Source organism: Levilactobacillus suantsaii (assembly GCF_004115745.1).
Taxonomy (GTDB): Bacteria; Bacillota; Bacilli; order Lactobacillales; family Lactobacillaceae; genus Levilactobacillus; species Levilactobacillus suantsaii.
Window position 1 is genome coordinate 1 of sequence record NZ_QXIL01000067.1, and the last position, 578, is coordinate 578.

The 578-nt window shown below is 43.3% G+C and carries 1 protein-coding gene; it reads left to right on the forward strand.

From position 1 onward, the window contains the following. Positions 1 to 518 (forward strand): IS21-like element helper ATPase IstB (gene istB / locus DXH47_RS11580; protein ID WP_129033434.1); only part of this gene is annotated, 518 nt, incomplete at its 5' end. Between the last annotated feature and the right edge of the window lie 60 nt (positions 519 to 578).

Here is a 578-nt window from a genome sequence, read left to right on the forward strand (position 1 = left end):
AGGGATTTGATTTTAACTTTCAACCCAGCATTAACCAGCAGGAAGTAGTTGGGTTTCAAGATTTGGCGTTTTTAGAAAAGAACGAGAACTTGATTTTTATTGGTAGTCCAGGGGTCGGTAAGACCCATTTAGCCATTAGTATTGGAATTGAAGCCTGTCGCCAAGGAAAAAGAACGCTCTTCATCAACTGTCATGAGCTTCTCCTTAGGTTGCGAACAGCTAACGAGAAGGGCACCTTAGAGCGCTGCATTAACCGTTATGCTCGTTATGACCTTTTGGTCATTGATGAGATTGGTTACCTACCCATTGATCACGATGAAGCTAACCTATTCTTCCAGCTTATCAACGCACGATATGAGCGTCATTCGACCATTATTACTAGTAATAGTGATTTATCTGGCTGGGTAGAAATCTTTCAAAATCCGACCGTAACGGCGGCGATTCTTGACCGCCTAGTTCATCATGTCCATGTCGTCAAGATTACCGGAAAGTCTTATCGACTAAAAGGCGTCGGTTGACCGCCCAAAACCTACATTTTTAAACCGCCATAAACCTGCATTTTATCACCGCCCTTGACA